The sequence below is a fragment of the Polyangium spumosum genome (assembly GCF_009649845.1).
Classification (GTDB): Bacteria; Myxococcota_A; Polyangia; order Polyangiales; family Polyangiaceae; genus Polyangium; species Polyangium spumosum.
In genome coordinates this window covers 767,057-784,531 of the sequence record NZ_WJIE01000005.1, presented here as the reverse complement: position 1 = coordinate 784,531, position 17,475 = coordinate 767,057, and the positions used below count along the sequence as shown (strand labels likewise).

Genomic DNA, 17,475 nt, shown 5'->3' with positions numbered 1-17,475 from the left:
ATTTCGCTGCGTCTCGGAGCCTGGCAGCGCCCGCTCGTGATCGCGAGCGATCGCGAGAGGCGCGCGAGAGCCTCTTCGGTCGGTCCTTCATCCGGAGTACACCGCGTCTCCGGAGCACCCGGAGCACCCGGAGCAAACGATGTCCACCTACGTCCCCCTCTTCCTGCTCTTGATCGTGGCGATGGTCGTCGCAGGCGCCTTGTTCACGATCAGCACGTTGCTCGGACCGAAGAACCCGACGCCGGAGAAGATGATCCCGTACGAGTGCGGGAGCGAAACGACGGGCGGTCGCTTCGTGAAGCCGAGCGTCAAGTTCTACCTCACGGCGATCCTCTTCGTGGTCTTCGACATCGAAGCGGTGCTCATCTACCCGTGGACGGTGGAGTTCAAGAACCTCGGCTGGATCGGCCTCGCGACCATGGGCTCGTTCATCCTCATGCTCGTGGTGGCGCTGCTCTACATCTGGAAGAAAGGAGCCCTCGAATGGGAGAAATGACCTCTGGCGGCGCTGGCACGACGATCCAGGTCCTCGAGGGATCGGAGACCGGCTTCGCCACGACGAAGTTCGATGCGCTCTTGAACTGGGCGAGGAAGTACTCGCTGTTCCAGTACCCGTTCATCACGGCGTGCTGCGCCATGGAGTTCATGGCCATGGCGAGCCCTCGCTTCGACATGGCGCGCTTCGGCGCCGAGGCGCCGCGCTTCTCGCCGCGCCAGTCGGACCTGCTCTGGGTCGTCGGCACGATCAGCCAGCGCCAGGCGCCCGCGCTCAAGCGCATCTACGAGCAGATGGCGGACCCGAAGTACGTCTTCGCCTTCGGCACGTGCGCGTCGTGCGGCGGCTTCTACGACAACTACACGACGCTCGCGGGCATCGACAAAGTCATCCCCGTCGACGTCTACGTCCCTGGCTGCCCCCCGCGCCCGGAGGCCGTGATCGACGGCCTCTTGCTCCTGCAGGACAAGATCGCGCGGGGGGATCGCACGCCCGCGATCGTCAAGCCGCGGCGCGATCCCACCGTGCAAGCGGGCAACCTCGTGAGGCTCGGCAAGAAGAGCACCGCAACATGAGCAAGCGCGTCCTCGAAATCCTGAAGAGCCGGTTCGGCGCCGACATCTACGAGACCCACTCGCAGTTCGGCGACGACACGGCGGTGGTGAACCCCGAGAAGTGGCTCGAGATCGCCAAGTTTCTCCGGGACGATCCGCAGTGCGCGATGAACATGTTCGTCGACCTCACGGCGGTCGACTGGCTCGGCCGGCAGACGCCGCGCTTCGAGGTGGTGCTGCACCTGCACTCGTTCGAGCGAAACCACCGCATCCGGCTGAAGGCGCGGATCGGCGACGACGACGCGAACGGCGTGGAGATCGACTCGCTCGTGTCCGTCTGGATAGGCGCGAACTGGTTCGAGCGCGAGTGCTTCGACATGTTCGGGGTGCACTTCAAGGGTCACCCCGATCTGCGGCGGATCCTGATGTACCCCGAGTTCGTCGGGTACCCGCTTCGCAAGGATTATCCGGCGGACAAGATTCAGCCGCTCGTCGAGCTGCGCAACGTCCCCGACAAACTCCCCCCCTTCGGCCTCGACGAGGGCATGCCGTTTGGTCGACAGACCCACGACTACCCGCGGGGCGAGGAGACGAACTGAGCCATGGAACCCTTGGATCGTGACCTCGAGGAGGGCCTCCTCGAGCTGCCCAGCGAGCCGATGATGCTCAACATGGGCCCGTCCCACCCGGCGATGCACGGGACGGTGCGCATCGTGCTCGAGCTCTCGGGTGAGATGATCCAGAAGGCCGACGTGCAGATCGGATATCTGCACCGCGGCTTCGAGAAGATGTGCGAGCGGGGGACCTGGACGCAGATCTTCCCCTACGTCGACCGCTGCAACTACGTCTCGCCGATGCTGAACAACGTGGGCTTCGCGCTCGCGGTGGAGAAGATGCTCGGCGTGACGGTGCCCGAGCGCTGCCAGTACTACCGCGTGGTGCTCGGCGAGCTCGCGCGCCTCTGCGACCACATGATCTGCTCGGGCGCGATGTGCATGGAGCTCGGCGCGTTCACGCCGTTCCTCTACTTCGCCCGCGCCCGCGAGATCATCTGGGACATCTTCGAGGAGGAGACGGGCGCGCGCGTCACGCACAGCTTCGGCCGCGTGGGCGGCATGGCGAACCCGCCGACGAAGTACTTCAAGGACATGGTCCGCGCGGGCGTGCCGCGCGTGCTGCAGCTCATCAGCGAGGGCGAGAAGCTCCTGCTGAAGAACCGCATCTTCCTCGACCGGCTCGAGAACGTCGGCGTGATGTCGAAGGAGGACGCGCTCGCGCTCGGCTGGACGGGCGTCGTGCTGCGCGCCTCGGGCGTGCCCTACGACGTGCGCCGCGCGCATCCGTACCTGGTCTACGACCGGATGGAGTTCGACGTTCCGGTGGGCACGACGGGCGACAACTACGACCGGTTCATGTGTCGCCAGGAGGAGATCCGGCAGACGGCGCGGATCATCGAGCAGGCGCTCGATCAGATGCCGGACGAGGGCCCGATCAACATCGACGATCCGCGCATCGTCCTGCCGCCGAAGCAGGAGGTGTACACGACCATCGAGGCCACCATCCAGCACTTCAAGATCGTGATGGAGGGCATCAAGGTCCCGGCGGGCGAGTGTTACTCGTACACCGAGGCGGGCAACGGCGAGCTCGGCTTCTACATGGTCTCCGACGGCGGCGGCACGCCCTACCGCGTGCGCATCCGGCCCCCCTGCTTCGCCACCACGCAGGGCCTCGAGCAGCTCATCACGGGCCTGATGATCCCGGACGTCGTGCCGACGTTCGGTTCCCTCAACATGATCGGCGGGGAGTGCGATCACTGAGATGGCTACGATCAAGATCGACGGGCGCGAGATCCCCTTCGAGCAAGGGGACACCATCATCAAGGCGGCGCACCGCGCCGGCATCGACATCCCCCACTACTGCTGGCACCCGGGCCTCTCCGTCGCCGCGAACTGCCGCATGTGCCTCGTGGAGGTCGCGCCGCCCCCCGGCCGCCCCGCGCTGCAGCTCGACATCCTGCGCTGGGACCCGGAGAAAAAGGACTACGTCCCCGCCCGCAAGCCGAAGCTCGTACCTGCCTGCCAGCAGGCCTGCGCGCCGGGCATGGAGGTCCTCTCCGAGGGCAGCGATCACGTCGAGGAGGCGCGCGGCGCGGTGCAGGAGCTCTTGCTCCTGAACCACCCGGTCGACTGCCCGATCTGCGATCAGGCCGGCGAGTGCCGCCTGCAGGACTACTGGCTCGAGCATCAGGGCACGGGCAAGCGCATGCAGCAGGAGGTCGTGCACAAGCCGAAGGCCGTCGTCTTCGGGCCGACCATCGTCTACGACGCCGAGCGCTGCATCGTGTGCACGCGTTGCGTCCGCTTCACGGCCGAGATCGCCAAGGACCCGATCCTCAGCGTGCGCGAGCGCGGCAACCTGAACGAGATCGTGGTCTCGCCGGACCGCGAGCTCGACCACGACTACACGCTCATGACGGAGCACGTCTGCCCCGTCGGTGCTTTGACCTCCAAGGATTTCCGCTTCAAGGCGCGCGTGTGGTTCCTCCGCAGCGCCCGCACGATCTGCCAGGGCTGCGCGACGGGCTGCAACGCCTACCTCGACTACGATCCGCGGACGAACACGCCGCATCGGCATCGCCCGCGCGACAACGAAGAGGTCAACAAGTACTGGATGTGCGACGAGGGCATGCTCTCGTACAAGCGCGCGGTCGAGGGTCGCCTCGGCGCGGCGCTCGTCGGCGGCGAGGACGCGAGCCTCGAAGACGCGCTCGCGGCGGCGAAGGATCAGCTCGCGGGGATCAAGGACGATCCGGCGCGGGTCGCCGTGGTGCTCAGCGCGCAGCACTCGAACGAGGACAACTACGCGCTGCTCACGCTCGCGAAGACGTTCATCGGCGCGAAGGACCTCTACGTGTCGGGTCGTCCGCTCGGTCGCGGGGACGAGATCCTCATGAGCGAGGACAAGAACCCGAACACGCTCGGCGTCATGCAGCTCGCGAACGCGCCCGCGCCGAAGCCGATCGCGGCGCTCTTCGACGCGATCAAGGCGGGCAAGTACTCGTTCGTGATCGCGCTCGGCGCCGAGATCGAGGTCGAGGCGAAGGACGCCGAGAGCGCGCTGTCGAAGCTCAAGGGCGTGGTGACGATCGCCGCGCACGACGGGCCGCTCGCGCGCGCCGCGCACGTCGCGCTGCCCGCGACGGCGTGGGCGGAGCAGGACGGCACGTACGTCAACCGCCAGGGCCTCGCGCAGAAGAGCGAGCGCGCGCTCAAGGCGCGCGGCGACGCGCGTCCGGGCTGGGAGCTCGTGTCGAAGCTCGGCAAGGAGCTCGGCTACGCGATGACCTTCAAGACGCTCGCGGAGGTGCGTCGGGCGATGACGCCCGAGGCGCCCGCCCCGAGCCGTGACGCGGATCGGGCCGCGAAGCCCGAGGTGAGCGCATGAGTGCCGTCGAGATTGTCCTTTCGGTCGTCAAGGTCCTCATCATGCTCCTGTTCTTCTTGAACATGGCGGCGCTCTGCACGTGGGCAGATCGCCGTCAAGGAGCGATGGTGCAGGACCGCGTGGGCCCGAACCGCGCGGTCGTGCACCTGCCGAACATGCTGGCGCGTGGGATCGTGCTCCTGCCGCCTGCGCTCTTCGGCGTGCTCGCGATCTTCTCGTCGCTCGGCGCGCTCGCGGGCCGCGCGGCGGCCGAGCGGTTCACGGTGAACGTGCAGCTCGCGATCCTCGTCGGCTGGTTCAGCCTGCTCGTGCTCTGCGCGAAGGTGCGGAGCGGCGGCGCGATCAACAAGGCGGAGGAGATGTTCGCGGACGTGGACCCGCGATCGTTCTTCTTCGCGGGCCTCGGCGTGCACGCGCTCGGCCTCGTGGCGGGGCGCCTCGTGCCTCCCGCGTCGATGCCGCTCGCCGCGCAGGTCTCGGGCTTCGTGCTCGGCGGCGTCTTCCTGATCGTCGCGCTCTACGCGACCTCGCGCGTGCCTGACGGCCCGATCCCGCTGCGCCTCGCCGGCACGCTCCACGCGATCGCCGACTCGATCAAGATGATCTGGAAGGAAGACTTCATCCCGAAGAACGCCGACCGCATCCTGCACGGACTCGCGCCGATGCTGGCGGTCTTCTCGGCGATCGCGGTGATGGCCGTCGTCCCCTTCGGCCCGGACCTCTGCTTCACGGACGGCAACCGGAACGGCACGTTCGACTTCTCGGACCTCGGCAACCTCGTGGCCACGGTCCCGGCGAGCGGCGCGTGCAACGGCTTCCTCGTGAAGATGCAGATCATCGACCTCAACGTCGGCATCCTCTACATCTTCGGCATCGCGGGCACGGGCATCATCGGCGCGGCCATCGCGGGCTGGGCGAGCGACAACAAGTTCGCGCTCCTCGGCGGCCTGCGCGCGTCGAGCCAGATGGTCTCGTACGAGGTGGCGATGGGCCTGTCGCTCGTCGGCCTCTTCCTCGTCTACGGCAGCGTCCGCATGAGCGACATGGCCGTGTGGCAGGGCGCGAACGCGTGGGGCGTGTTCGTGCAGCCGCTCGGGTTCATCCTGTTCCTGACGGCGCTTTGCGCGGAGACGAAGCGCGTGCCCTTCGATCAGCCCGAGGGCGAGAGCGAGATCGTCGCCGGTTACTTCCTCGAGTACTCCGGCTTCAAGTGGGGCATGTTCATGACGGGCGAGTACATCGAGCTCGCCTTCTCGAGCGCCCTGCTCGTCGCGCTCTTCTTCGGCGGCTACTCGCTGCCCTTCCTGCACGCGGACGGCATCACGATCGCGTTCGGCGACACGATGCTCTTCCAGTACAAGATGACGCACCTCGCGGTGAGCATCATCTCGGCGCTCGCGTTCTTCGGGAAGACGATCTTCGTCACGTGGGTGCAGATCTTCTTCCGCTGGACCTTGCCGCGCTTCCGTTACGACCAGCTCATGAAGCTCGGCTGGACCAAGCTCCTGCCGCTCGCCATCGCCAACATGATGGTGACGGGCGTGGTCGTGCTGGCGCTCCGCAACGCGGGCCCGGCGGCGGATTCGTGGCTGAAGCTCCTCGCGGACATCACGCAGGGCTTCGTCGCCGTCGCCACGCTCGCCGGCTTCGTGGCGCTCGTGGTCGGGTTGCTCGAGCCGGTCGAGCGCAAGAAGTTCCTCGCCTCGTCTGCGGCGCGCTTCGCGGCCGCGATGGGCGGGGTCAAGCCGGAGCCTCAGCAGGCCTGAGAGGATCGAACGATGCCGAAGCGCACTCCCTCGAACCCGTGGACCAAGCCGGCCGGCAAGCCCATCGAGGGCAAGGCCATCCCGCGGCCCCGCCGTACGGCCGAGGTCCAGGCTTACCTGCCGGAGTTCCTCCGGGGCATGGCGATCACCATGCGTCACTTCTTCAAGAACACGAAGGAGATGATGCTCGGCCAGAAGCCCGACCCGGTGCTCGAGGCCCTCAACGAGGGCGTGACGACGATCTGCTACCCGGAGGAGAAGCGCCCCTACCCGGAGCGCTTCCGCGGGTTGCATCGCCTCACGCTGCGTGATGACGGCTCGCCGCGTTGCGTGGCGTGCCTGTGTTGCTCGACTGCCTGCCCTGCGCAGTGCATCCACATCGAGGCGGGCGAGTACGCCGAGGGCGACAAGCGGCGCGGCTACGAGCGTTACCCGAAGACGTTCGTCATCGACGAGCTGCGCTGCATCTTCTGCGGGTTCTGCGTCGAGGCGTGCCCCTGCGACGCGATCCGCATGGACACGGGCATACACGCGACGCCGTACGACTCGCGTGAGCAGTTCATCTACCGCAAGGACCTGCTCATGGAGTTCACCGGCCGGGACGGCTCGCGCACGAGCGCGAACCCGCGCCACGAGCCGGGCGATCCGACGCATCCCGGCCTGTCGCGCGAGCAGATGGATCACTGATCCGGATTCGCTGACGGACAGAAGCCCCCTCTTCTCCGGGAGAGGGGGCTTTTGTTTTCGGCGGGAAAGCAGGGGCATTCGCGCTTCGGCTTGCCATACTCCGCCCGATGACCGCCTACGGTGCGTACGAGCCCGTGATCGGGCTCGAGGTGCACGCGCAGCTTCTCACGCGGACGAAGGCGTTCTGCGGCTGCGCCACGAGCTTCGGCGACCCGCCGAACACGCACACCTGCCCTGTTTGCCTCGGCCTGCCCGGCGCGCTGCCCGTCTTGAACGCCGAGGCCGTGGCCCTCGCGGTGCGCGCGTCGCTCGCCCTCGGCTGCTCGATCCAGGCCCGGAGCGTGTTTGCCCGGAAGAACTATTTTTATCCGGACCTGCCGAAGGGTTACCAGATCAGCCAGTACGACCTGCCGCTCGCGCTCTCGGGTGTGCTCGACGTCGAGGTGGACGGGGCGCCGCGTCGCGTGGGGATCCGCCGGATCCACATGGAGGAGGACGCGGGAAAGAACCTGCACGGCGTCGGCGACGAGTCCGTCGTGGACCTGAACCGCGCGGGCACGCCGCTCATCGAGATCGTGAGCGAGCCCGATCTGCGCTCGGGCGCGGAGGCGGCGGAGTACCTCCGGCGGCTGCGCGAGGTCCTCATGTTCACCGGCGTGAACGACGGCAACCTCGAGCAGGGCAGCTTCCGCTGCGACGCGAACGTGTCGATCCGCAAGGTGGGCGAGACGCGGCTCGGCACGCGCGTCGAGCTGAAGAACATCAACTCGTTCAAGTTCGTGGCCGACGCGATCGACGTGGAGATCCGCAGGCAGGTGAACCTCGTCGAGCGGGGCGAGCGGGTCCGTCAGCAGACGCGCGGCTACAACGCGGAGAAGCGCGAGAGTTATCTCCTGCGCGACAAGGAGAACGAGAGCGACTACCGCTACTTCCCCGAGCCGGATCTGCCGCCGCTCGTGCTCGAAGAGGCGTTCATCGAGTCGGTGCAGGAAGCGCTGCCGGAGCTGCCCGTCGCGAAGCGCACGCGGTGGACGCTGGAGCTCGGGCTCACGGCGTACCAGGCGGGCGTGCTCGGCGCGCATCCCGCGATCGCGTGGTTCTTCGACGAGGCGCGGGCAACGTATCCCGACGCGGTGAAGCTCGCGAACTTCGTGCAGAGCGAGGTGCTGCGCGACGTGACCACGACGGGGCTCTCGGCGACGATCCCTGTGACGCCCGCGCAGGTGGCGGAGATCCTGCGGCTCGTGGATGCGGGCACGATCAGCGGCAAGCAGGCGAAGGAGCTCTACGCGGCGGTGGCGGGCACGGACAAAGCGCCCGCCGACGTGGTGCGGGAGCGCGGCATGGCCGTGCTCGGCGACGCGTCAGCGATCGAGGCGATCGCGCGCAGCGTGATGGAGGCGAACCCGAAGCAGGTCGCCTCGTATCGCGCGGGCAAGACGGCGCTGCTCGGGTTCTTCGTGGGACAGATCATGAAGCAGACGAAGGGCAGCGCGGATCCGGCGACGGTGAACGCGGTGCTCGTGCGTCTCCTCGGCGAAGGGAGCGGGGCATGAGCAGCCAAGGCCTCGTGGAGAAGGGGCGCTTCCTCGGCCGCACCGCGGCGTTCGTGGGCCTCACGTTCAGCATGTACGGCATGCTGGAGATCGACACGGCGATCTCGCCCGTGTCCGAGCGCCAGGCCGTGCTCCACGCGTGGATCCGGCGGTACGGCGAGGCGCTCCTCCGATTGTATGGGGTCGAAATGATCGCCCGCGGCCCCCACGTGGAGCGAGGCGACGTCTATCCGGGCGCGGGCGCCGGAGGGCGAGGGCGCGTGTTCGTGATGAACCACCGCTCCGGCTTGGACATCCCGATCTGCCTCGCCTACATCGAGGCCACGATCCTGAGCCGCGCCGACCTCTCGGGCTGGCCGGTCATCGGCGTCGCGGCGCGGCGCGTGGGCACGCTCTTCGTCGATCGCACGAACAAGCAGAGCGGAGCGGCCGCGATCAGCGCCATGACCGCCTCGATCGAGCGAGGCCGCGCGGTGCTCGTCTACCCCGAGGGCACGACGTACGAAGGCGACGAGGTGCGACCCTTCAAGCCGGGCGCCTTCCTCGCCGCGCAACGCACGGGCGCGGAGATCGTCCCCGTCGGCCTCGCCTACGAGGGCGCGGCGGCGTCGTTTGGCTCCGAGAGCTTCGCCGACCACATGGTCCGCGTGAGCGGCGCGCCGAGGACACGCGCGGCCATCGTCGTCGGCGAGCCCATCGTCGACGTCGGCGGGGACGTCGCGGAGCTACGCGAGCGCGTGCGCGCCGAGGTCCAGGCCCTCGTGCACGCGGCGCGCCGCGCGCTCGACGTGGACGGAGAAGGCTCCTCCTGACAAGAGAGCAAGGGACCCGCACAGTGGCGAGCGCCCTCACCGATCGCTAGGCTGAGCGATCGGGGCACGATGGCGGGGGATGCATCGAAGACGGAGCGCGTTCGGGATCAAGCGCAGACGGGCGTGACGAACATCAACGACGCTCGGACGAGGCGCCGCGCCGCCTTCGTCGAACGAGCGGCCGAGGAGCTCCTGCGCGCGTCGACGCTGGAAGAGGTGCTCACGCGGGTCGTGTGGCTCGCGGTGCCGAACCTCGCGGACTATTGCACGATCGATCTGCTCGAGCGGGGGGAGCTGCGTCGTGTCGCCGTGGCGCACGTGGATCTGCGCGACGAGCAGCGCCTCTGGGACGTGTGTAGCCCGGACGGTGACGCCGAGGCCCACGGCCGCGCCGCGCGGGCGGCCCTCGAAGCCGGCGAGCCGCAGACGAGGCGTGGATCGCTGCGGGTCGCGATGGTCTCCGCCGACGGCGCTGCGCCCTCGGCGCGGTCTCGCGCGGCGCGTGCTCTGCGCGAGATCGTCTTTCCTTTGCGCGTCGGGAGCCGCACGCACGGCGTCCTCTCGGCCGGCGTGGGTCCGTTTCGCGAGGCTCTGCCGCGCGAGGAGCGCGCGCTGATCGAGGCGCTCGTTCGCCTCGGCGCATCGGCGATCGACGCGGCGCTCGCGCGGTCGGCGCGCGAGCGGGCCTTCGAGGCGGCCGAGCGAGGGCTCTCGCAGATGAGGCGGCTCTCCGAGGTCACGGCGGCGCTCTCGCGCGCGGTCTCGCCGACCGAGGTCGCGCGGCGCGTGGTGGAGGACGGCGCGCGTGTCCTCGGGGCGCGCGCGTGCTCGATCGCGCGCCTGTCGCCTTGCGGCACCGAGCTCGAGATCGTCCATGCCGCGGGCCACCCCGAGGTGATCCCCGCGCACAGCCCTCGCATCTCCATGGCGACCGAGGCGCCCGTCGCCGAGGCCGTGCGCATCAAGCAGCCGATCTGGCTCCGCTCGCGCGCCGATCTCGCGGCCCGTTATCCGGGCCTCCCGCTCGGTGATCTCGTGCGCGGCAGCCATGCGTGGGCGGCGGTGCCGCTCTTCGTCGACGGCCAGGTCGTCGGCAGCCTCTCGCTCTCGTTCCAGGAGCCTCGCGCCTTCGACGACGACGAGCGCTGGGTGATCCTCTCGCTCGCCCAGCACTGCGCCGACGCCCTCGATCGTGCCTCGCTCTCCGCCGGCGCGGCCGAGGAGGCCGTGCACCTCTCGCACGAGATCCTGAAGCAGATGCCCGAGGCGATCCTCGTGACCGATCTCGGCGGCACGATCCTCCGCTGGATGGGCAAGGCCACCCAGATCTTCGGCTTCAACGAGGCCGAGGCCATCGGCCGCTCGGTCACGATCCTCGCGCACGCCGAGACGCTCGAGCGCATCGGCCCGCGCATCCTGCGCGGCATCCGCGACCAGGGCGCCTTCCTCGGCGAGATCGTTTGTGTTCGAAAGGACGGCACGACGATCCCGATCGAGATCACGGCCAAGCCCGTCTTCGACAAGGAGGGCCGCGCGCGTTACCTCGTCGGGGTCTGTCGCGACATCAGCGAGCGCAAGCGCGCCGAGGAGGAGCGGACGCGCCTCATTCGCGAGCAGATCGCGCGCGCCGAGGCCGAGGACGCGGCCCGCCGTTCGTCGTTCCTCGCCGAGGCGAGCGCGCTGCTCTCCTCATCGCTCGACTACGAGGCCACGCTCGAGAAGATCGTCCGCCTCGTCGTGCCCACGATGGCGACCTACGCGATGCTCGACGTCGCCTCCGAGGACGGCACGACGATCACCGTCGCCGTCGCCCACGAGGATCAAGCCCTCGAGCGGGACGTGCAGGAGCTGCGCCGCGGCGCCGTCGACGGCTGGAGCGAGGGCCCCGTCGCGCGTGTGCTCGCGAGCCGCACCTCCGAGATCTTCGCCGACCTCGGCGGCTCCGCGCTCGAGCGCATCGTGGGTTCGCCCGAGCAAGCCGGGCGATTCGGCGAGCTCCGTGCGCGCTCGGCCATCGTCGTCCCGCTCTCCGTGGGCGACACGGCCTCGGCCACGCTCTCGCTCTTCCGCGTCGGCGATCGGTACTCCACGAAGGACCTGCCTTTCGCCGAGGAGCTCGCGCATCGCGCCGCGATGGCGCTGGAGAACGCGCGGCTCTACCAGAACGCGCAGGAGGCCACGCGCATGCGGGACGAGTTCCTCGGCACCGTCTCGCACGAGCTGCGCACGCCGCTCAACGCGGTCCTCGGCTGGACGCGCATGCTCCGCACCGCCTCGCTCAACGGCACCTCCCAGGAGCGCGCCCTCGCGACGATCGAGCGCAACGCCATGCTGCAGGCCCGGCTCGTCGAGGACCTGCTCGACGCGTCGCGGATCGTCATGGGCAAGCTCCGGCTCGAGCTGCGCACGCTCGACCTCGTCGGCCCGATCAACGCGGCCATCGAGGCCGTTCGCCCCGCGGCGACGGCGAAGTCGGTCCACCTGGAGAGCACCCTCGAGCGTGGTTGCCTCGTCGAGGGCGATCCCAGCCGCGTGCAGCAGATCGTCTGGAACCTGCTGACGAACGCGATCAAGTTCACCCCGCACGGCGGTCGGGTCGAGCTCGTGCTCGGCCGAGCGGGCCAGCACGCGCGGGTCACGGTCCGCGACACGGGTGAGGGCATCCGGCCGGAGTTCCTCCCGTACGTCTTCGATCGTTTCCGCCAGGGCGACAGCACCACGACGCGCAAGCACGGCGGGCTCGGGCTCGGGCTCGCCATCGTCCGGCACCTCGTCGAGCTGCATGGCGGAGCGGTGCGCGCCGACAGCGCGGGCGAGGGCAAGGGCTCGATCTTCTCGGTGCTCTTGCCGCTCAGCGCGAACCCGGATCTGCTCGCGAGCCTCGACCGGTTCACGCCGCTGCCGACGGGCCTCGAGGAGCTCCCTTCGCTCGAAGGCCTGCGCCTCTTGCTCGTCGACGACGAGCAGGACAGCCGCGAGATGCTGGCTGCGATGCTCGGCCAGTGCGGCGCCGTCGTTCGTTGCGTGAGCAGCGCGGCCGCGGCCTTGTCGGCGCTCGACGAGTTCCGCCCCGACGTCCTCGTCTCCGACATCGGCATGCCGGGCGAGGATGGTTATGCCCTCATCCGGCAGATCCGGGCGCTCAAGCCTGCGCGCTGGGGCGCGCTCCCGGCGGTGGCGCTCACCGCGTACGCGAGCGCCGAGGACCGCGTGCGTGTGCTCGCCGCGGGCTTCCAGATGCACGTCCCGAAGCCTGTCGACGCCGCCGAGCTCGCCGCGACCGTCGCGAGTTTGTCCCCGCGCAAGCTCGACCGCGAGTCCGCGCCGCCGCCCCTCTCGACGTGAGCCACGAGCCTCCGCGCGGGCGGGCATGATCGAGCTCGCGCGGAGGCGTCTTCGTGACGATGCGAGGGGATGTGCGGGGTGGGGTGGGGGAGAGGAGAGCGTCTCGAGGGGGCGCCGCTCAGAGCGCTTCGACCGACTTCAGGAGCTCGTTCACGAACTGCACGCGTGGTCGGATCAGCTTGTCGCGCATCCCCTTCTGCCGGACCTTGATCACGGCCGTCTGGGCGCCGAGGTCACCCCCGAGCAGCGCGTCGTCGTCGAACGTGTAGCCGTAGTTCTCGGCCTTCTCCTTCTTGGGCTCCGCGTAGGCCGCGCTCGTGAAGAGGGTCGCGCCGAGGGTCGCCAGAGCCATGATCGTCGTCTTTCGCATCGTCGTTCCTCCGTTCGCTCCTTCCGACACGGCGCCCTCGCTGGGCTTGGGGGCCTGATCGCGGACGGAAGAGTTTTGGGTTGAGTCGCCGTGAAGCCCGGTCGAACCTCGCGCTCCGAGCCCATGAAGCGCGTCGAGTTCTTCTTCGATTTCTCGAGCCCCTTCGCGTACCTCGGCGCCACGCAGGTCGAGGCCCTCGCGGCGCGCAAGGGCGCCACGCTCGTGTATCGGCCTTTCCTGCTCGGCGCGCTCTTCAAGGCGATCGGCACACCCAACGTGCCGCTCGCCGCCATGCCCGAGCCGAAGCGACGGCTCATCACGGCCGATCTCTATCGATGGGCCGATCACTGGGGCGTCCCGTTCCGCTTCGCTTCGCGTTTCCCGATGAACACGGTCAAGCCCCTGCGTATGGTGCTGGCGGCGCCGGAGACCCACGTCGGTCCGCTCGTCGCCGCCCTCTACCGCGCCTACTGGGCCCTGGATCGCGACATCTCCGCGGACGACGTTCTCGTGGACGTCGCGACCTCGGTCGGGCTCGACGGCGCGGCGCTCGTCGCGGCGACGGCGGACGAGCGGATCAAGCAGCGGCTCCGGGAGGCCACCGAGCAGGCCGAGCGTGCGGGCGTCTGCGGCGCGCCATGTTTCCGCGTCGGGGATCTTCTGTTCTGGGGTCAGGACCGGCTGCTCTTCGTGGAGAAGGCGCTGGATGGTTGGTGTCCCAAGGAGCCGTGAAGGCCGCGTCCGTCCGGCGGCAGGGCCTGAAATGTCGGGCCGCGATCGCGAGAATCTCGTAAGATGGGGCGTATGCGTGCGCGGGTTCTGTCTTCGCTCCTGACCCTGGTCGCGGCTTCCGGTGGCCTCATGGCCACGTCGAGCGTCGCCCGCGCCGACACGAAAGACACGAAGGACACGCCCTCGGCGGGCGAGCCGCGCGAGATCGGCGTGGGCATGTTCCTCGTCGCCACGGCGGACGTCACCCTGCGCGAGGCCTCGCTCAGCAAGGGCGCGCGGATCCACGTGACCCGTGTCGGCTTGCAGAAGGGGCGCGTGGCCACGGTCGACGTCGAGCTCGCGGACGGGCACGTCCTCAAGCGCGTCGCGGTCGACAAGATCCGCAAGGCGTTCGTCGTCGCCGACGAAGCCCAGCCGTAGCGAGCTCGTCCGCGCGAGCCCGCGTGATCCAGCTCGATCGGGGCCGACCTCGGCCGGAAGTTCACCGCCCTCGATCGGCCTGCTAGGGTGCGGCCTTCATGAGCGCCCCGCGCAAGCTCCGTGTCGCCGTGCTCTTCGGCGGTCGCTCTGCCGAGCACGAGATCTCCCTCCTTTCGGCCCGCAACGTCGTCGAGGCCCTCGATCGGGATCGGTTCGATCCCGTCCTCGTCGGCATCGACAAGGCGGGCCGGTGGCTCCTCCAGGAGGAGGCGCTCCTGCTCGGCGCCTCGCGTGATCCGCGCCTCGCGCGGCTCAACCAGTCGGCCCCCGACGTCGCGCTGCTCGCGCATCCGGGCACCGCCGGCGAGGCCGCGCTGACCGTCGGCGGCGCCTCGCAGGCGATCGACGTGGTCTTCCCCGTGCTGCACGGGCCCATGGGCGAGGACGGCGCCGTGCAGGGCCTGCTCGAGCTCGCGGGCGTGCCCTACGTCGGCTCCGGCGTGCTCGGCTCGGCCGTGGGCATGGACAAGGACGTGATGAAGCGGCTGCTCGCGCAGGACGAGCTCCCCCTCGTCCCGTACGAGACCGTGCGTCGCCTCGCGTGGGAGCGCGATCCCAGCGAGGTGCTCGCGCGTTGCGAGAGGCTCGTGCTCCCGCTCTTCGTCAAGCCCGCGAACCTGGGCTCGTCGGTCGGCGTGACCAAGGTGAAGACCTACGAGGCGCTCGCGGACGCCATCAGCCTCGCGTTCGCGTACGACAGCAAGATCGTCATCGAGCAAGGCGTCGAGGGCGTGCGGGAGATCGAGTGCGCGGTCCTCGGCGACGAGGAGCCCATCGTGAGCATCCCGGGCGAGATCGTGGTCGATCACCCGGACGGGTTTTACTCGTACGCCGCCAAGTACATCGACGAGCGCGGCGCGACCACGCGCGTCCCGGCCGATCTCAACGAGGCCGAGACCCGCGCCGTGCAGCTCCTCGCGCTCCGCACCTTCCGCGTCCTCGAGGCCTCCGGGCTCGCGCGGATCGACCTCTTCCTGTCGAAGAAGACCGGCGAGGTCTACGTGAACGAAATCAACACGCTGCCCGGCTTCACCTCGATCTCGATGTACCCGAAGCTCTGGGAGGCGAGCGGCGTCCCGCCGCGTGAGCTCGTCTCCCGCCTGATCGACCTCGCGCTCGCGCGAGCCGAGCGCCGTCGCAAGCTGAAGACGTCGACCTGAGCATGCGCGCCGTCGTCCTTCGCGAGGTGGGTGGACCGGACAAACTCGTCCCGTCCCCGAGCGCCCCCGACCCCGCCCCGGGCGCCGACGAGGTCCTCGTCCGCGTGCGCGCCGCGTCCGTGTGCGGCCGTGATCTCATCGATCGCCGCGGCGGCTTCCCGCTGATGAAGCTGCCCACGATCCTCGGCCACGAGTTCGCCGGTGAGGTCGAGGCCGTCGGCGAGGGAGCGGCCCGCGCGGGTTTTTCCCCCGGGGATCGCGTCGCCAACCTGCACCGGCCCACCTGCGGCGCCTGCCCGCGTTGCCTGGGCGGCGAGGAGCTGCTCTGCGAGCGTGCCTATCAGAGCTTCGGCCACACCGTCGACGGCGCGTACGCCGAGCTCGTCGTCGCGCACCACCGCGCGCTCGTGAAGATCCCCGAGCTCCTCGCCTTCGAGGACGCCTCGACCCTCATGTGCACGGCGGGCGTCGCCTACCAGGCGCTGGCTTCCCGCGCGCGGCTCGCCTCCGGCGAGACCGTCGTCGTCACGGGCGCGAGCGGCGGCGTCGGCACCGCGGCGATCCAGGTCGCGCGGCAGCTCGGCGCGCGTGTCGTCGCCGTGACGGGCAGCCCCGCGAAGGCCGCGGCGCTCGCGGAGCTCGGCGCGGACGAGGTCATCGTCAGCCCCGACGGCAGGTTCGAGGACGACGTCAAGGCCCGCGTCGGCCTCGTCGACGTCGCGCTCGAGCTCACCGGCAGCGCCACCTTCGGCGCGGCCCTGAAGACGCTCCGCCGCGGCGGTCGTTTGGTCGTCGTCGGCAACATCGATCAGGCGAAGGTCTCCCTCCGCCTCGGCGCCTTGATCCTTTGGGGTCATACGATCGCCGGGTCGGCGTCGTGCACGCGGGAGGACCTCGAACACGTGCTCGACCTCGCGGCGAAAGGCGCGATCCGCGCCGTCATCGATCGCAAGCTCCCGCTCCGGTACGCGGCCGAGGCGCACGCCCTGCTCGAGGCGCGCGCCGTCTTCGGCCGCGTCGTGCTCGTCCCCTAGACCGGCTCGATCCGCACCCCGGGCGCCGCGAGCGCCGGCCGGCGGACCGTGGCGGGGCCAAGGGCGCGCAGGATCTCCGCGTGGCGCGCCTCGGGCGCCCACACGAGCACGTGCCCGCCTCCGCCTGCGCCGCACGCGCGGATCACCTCCACGCCGAGCCCCGCGAGCCGCTCGCCGAGCTCCGTCGCCAGCGCGCTCGCCGAGGGCGCGCGCCGCACCTTCGCCACCGCGCTCCGCCGCATCCCTTCGAGCGCGCGCCCGAGGGATCCCTCGCGCAGCGCCTCGACCACCTCCGCCGCCGACGCGACCAGCTCCGCGACGTTCGCGAGCGCCGCCGCCGCGTCGACCTGCTCGAGCACCTCGCCCGACACGCGCCGAACGTGCGTGTCGACGAGCAAGAGCCCCGCTTCGAGCTCCGCCGCGAGCGCCTCGTCCGGCGTGATCCGATCGATACGCGTGCACCCCGCCTCGCCGAACGCGAGATCGAGCATCCCTCCGCACGCCGCGAAGATCGCGTCCTGCGCGCCGCACACGATCGACAGCCCTTCGCGCTCCATCACCGTCGCGTCGCGCGCGAGCTCCTCCTCGGCCGTCACTTCGCCCACGCTCCACCGCAGCGCCGAGAGCGCCGCCACTGCGGCCGAGGCGCTCCCGCCGAGGCCTGCGCCCGGCGCGACATCCGTGTCGATCCGCAGCCGCACTCCATCCGCCACGCCCGTGCGCGCGAGCGCGGCTTCGAGCAGACGGAACGCGAGCTCGCTCGACGGCGGCTCGTGGCACCGGCGCGTCGTCGCCTCGTCTGCCACGGGCACCTCGAGCCGGACCCAGCCTCGATCGAACGGCTCGACGAGCGCGCGCACGCGCAGCCCGATCGCGCTGCCCACGACGCGCCCGGGCAGGCCCTCGACGAAGGGCGGCAGGTCGCTGCCGCCGCCGGCGAACGACACGCGCATCGGCGCGCTCGTGACGGCGCGCCGCTGCGGGCAACGTGCGGGGCGGGTGGAGGACGCGGGGACGACGCTGGTGCTCATGGGGTGCG

At 69.9% G+C, this 17,475-nt stretch carries 16 protein-coding genes; 14 read left to right on the top strand and 2 right to left on the bottom strand.

What is annotated here, in order from left to right; translation table 11 throughout:
- The first annotated feature begins 139 nt into the window (after positions 1 to 139).
- The 10 genes from GF068_RS20660 to GF068_RS20615 all read left to right on the top strand — a co-directional run bounded on the left by GF068_RS20660 (position 140) and on the right by GF068_RS20615 (position 12,660).
- Complete coding sequence (locus GF068_RS20660) at positions 140 to 496, top strand: NADH-quinone oxidoreductase subunit A (protein WP_153821115.1); 357 nt, start codon at positions 140 to 142, stop codon at positions 494 to 496.
- Positions 493 to 1,071, top strand: coding sequence for an NADH-quinone oxidoreductase subunit B (locus GF068_RS20655; RefSeq protein WP_153821114.1), 579 nt, complete (start codon positions 493 to 495; stop codon positions 1,069 to 1,071). The genes GF068_RS20660 and GF068_RS20655 overlap by 4 nt, the downstream gene beginning before the upstream one ends.
- Complete coding sequence (locus tag GF068_RS20650; RefSeq protein WP_153821113.1) at positions 1,068 to 1,649, top strand: NADH-quinone oxidoreductase subunit C; 582 nt, start codon at positions 1,068 to 1,070, stop codon at positions 1,647 to 1,649. Before GF068_RS20655 ends, GF068_RS20650 begins: the two co-directional genes overlap by 4 nt.
- A 3-nt stretch (positions 1,650 to 1,652) precedes the next feature.
- Complete coding sequence (locus tag GF068_RS20645; protein ID WP_153821112.1) at positions 1,653 to 2,867, top strand: NADH-quinone oxidoreductase subunit D; 1,215 nt, start codon at positions 1,653 to 1,655, stop codon at positions 2,865 to 2,867.
- Between the two features lies 1 nt (position 2,868).
- Entirely contained in the window at positions 2,869 to 4,494 is a 1,626-nt protein-coding gene (locus GF068_RS20640; protein ID WP_153821111.1) for an NADH-quinone oxidoreductase subunit G, read from the top strand.
- Positions 4,491 to 6,260: a complex I subunit 1/NuoH family protein gene (locus GF068_RS20635; protein WP_153821110.1), complete on the top strand. Its 1,770-nt coding sequence runs from the start codon at positions 4,491 to 4,493 to the stop codon at positions 6,258 to 6,260. Before GF068_RS20640 ends, GF068_RS20635 begins: the two co-directional genes overlap by 4 nt.
- Before the next feature lie 12 nt (positions 6,261 to 6,272).
- The gene (locus tag GF068_RS20630; protein ID WP_153821109.1) at positions 6,273 to 6,947 is read left to right on the top strand and encodes a NuoI/complex I 23 kDa subunit family protein; all 675 of its coding nucleotides are present in this window, start codon (positions 6,273 to 6,275) and stop codon (positions 6,945 to 6,947) included.
- A gap of 107 nt (positions 6,948 to 7,054) precedes the next feature.
- Positions 7,055 to 8,503 carry an Asp-tRNA(Asn)/Glu-tRNA(Gln) amidotransferase subunit GatB gene (gene gatB / locus GF068_RS20625; RefSeq protein WP_153821108.1) on the top strand — a complete coding sequence of 483 codons (1,449 nt, stop codon included), beginning with the start codon at positions 7,055 to 7,057 and terminating at the stop codon, positions 8,501 to 8,503.
- Positions 8,500 to 9,315: a lysophospholipid acyltransferase family protein gene (locus GF068_RS20620; RefSeq protein ID WP_153821107.1), complete on the top strand. Its 816-nt coding sequence runs from the start codon at positions 8,500 to 8,502 to the stop codon at positions 9,313 to 9,315. The genes gatB and GF068_RS20620 overlap by 4 nt, the downstream gene beginning before the upstream one ends.
- Before the next feature lie 69 nt (positions 9,316 to 9,384).
- A complete protein-coding gene (locus GF068_RS20615) occupies positions 9,385 to 12,660 on the top strand; it encodes a hybrid sensor histidine kinase/response regulator (protein WP_153821106.1) in 3,276 nt (1,091 codons plus the stop codon).
- Between the two features lie 118 nt (positions 12,661 to 12,778).
- On the opposite strand, the gene GF068_RS20610 is transcribed toward GF068_RS20615, so the two are convergent.
- Positions 12,779 to 13,030 (bottom strand): hypothetical protein, encoded by a 252-nt coding sequence (locus GF068_RS20610; protein WP_153821105.1) that lies wholly within the window; start codon positions 13,028 to 13,030, stop codon positions 12,779 to 12,781.
- Between the two features lie 123 nt (positions 13,031 to 13,153).
- Between GF068_RS20610 and GF068_RS20605 the strand changes: the two genes are divergently transcribed.
- From GF068_RS20605 to GF068_RS20590, 4 genes are all read left to right on the top strand, one after another.
- A complete protein-coding gene (locus GF068_RS20605) occupies positions 13,154 to 13,762 on the top strand; it encodes a 2-hydroxychromene-2-carboxylate isomerase (RefSeq protein ID WP_170319590.1) in 609 nt (202 codons plus the stop codon).
- Between the two features lie 72 nt (positions 13,763 to 13,834).
- Complete coding sequence (locus GF068_RS20600; RefSeq protein WP_153821103.1) at positions 13,835 to 14,182, top strand: hypothetical protein; 348 nt, start codon at positions 13,835 to 13,837, stop codon at positions 14,180 to 14,182.
- 98 nt (positions 14,183 to 14,280) lie between these two features.
- A complete protein-coding gene (locus tag GF068_RS20595; protein ID WP_153821102.1) occupies positions 14,281 to 15,402 on the top strand; it encodes a D-alanine--D-alanine ligase family protein in 1,122 nt (373 codons plus the stop codon).
- A 2-nt stretch (positions 15,403 to 15,404) separates the two neighbouring features.
- On the top strand, positions 15,405 to 16,436 hold the full coding sequence (locus tag GF068_RS20590) for an alcohol dehydrogenase catalytic domain-containing protein (protein ID WP_153821101.1): 1,032 nt from the start codon (positions 15,405 to 15,407) through the stop codon (positions 16,434 to 16,436).
- On the opposite strand, the gene GF068_RS20585 is transcribed toward GF068_RS20590, so the two are convergent.
- On the bottom strand, positions 16,433 to 17,467 hold the full coding sequence (locus GF068_RS20585) for a GHMP family kinase ATP-binding protein (protein WP_153821100.1): 1,035 nt from the start codon (positions 17,465 to 17,467) through the stop codon (positions 16,433 to 16,435). The genes GF068_RS20590 and GF068_RS20585 overlap by 4 nt on opposite strands.
- Positions 17,468 to 17,475 lie beyond the last annotated feature (8 nt).